The sequence below is a fragment of the Photorhabdus sp. P32 genome (assembly GCF_038085095.1).
GTDB classification, from domain to species: Bacteria; Pseudomonadota; Gammaproteobacteria; order Enterobacterales; family Enterobacteriaceae; genus Photorhabdus; species Photorhabdus luminescens.
The window spans coordinates 1-567 of record NZ_JAZGJN010000040.1 but is presented as its reverse complement, the minus strand read 5'-3'; the positions used below and the strand labels follow the sequence as shown (position 1 = coordinate 567).

The 567-nt window shown below is 49.6% G+C and carries 1 pseudogene; it reads left to right on the top strand.

Annotation, left to right across the window (positions count from 1 at the left end):
* Window positions 1–567, top strand: a pseudogene (locus V2H77_RS00125) (hypothetical protein); the annotation flags it as partial.

The window sequence follows — 567 nt, the reverse complement described above, 5'->3', positions numbered from 1 at the left end:
CGCCATTGATTGTTGAAGATAAAGATGATTATGGCGAACCGGTTGTCTTGGTGTATGACCAGATAATCATTGAACCGGGCGGTCAAATTATTTACCGCACTAATGGCAAGATTGAAGCGAACACGGTTGTAGGGAATGGCAATGATAAAAAGCAGAGCATTGTCAGTATAGGCACTGATGGAGCCGATGGTTTTGAGGGCGAACCGGGAAGTAATGGGATTAATGGCAGCAATGGCAGTATTGGTTCAGATTATAAACACGGTTGCTCTGTCGCATCCACACCGGGTACTGATGCAACTGGCGGTTCTTCTGGAGCGCAAGGGATGGATGGCAAAAGGGCTGGAAGTGCAAATGATGTCATTGTTGATGTTGAACTTTTTACTGGAGTCGTCAATGCGGCATCGATAGGTGGTAAGGGGGGAAATGGCGGATATGGCGGTAACGGGGGTAATGGAGGGAATGGCGGCAATGGAGGCGCTGCAACAAACAAATGTAGTGCTGGACATGGAGGAAGGGGAGGAGATGGCGGAAATGGAGGGAATGGGGGGAATGGGGGTAAAGGTGGGG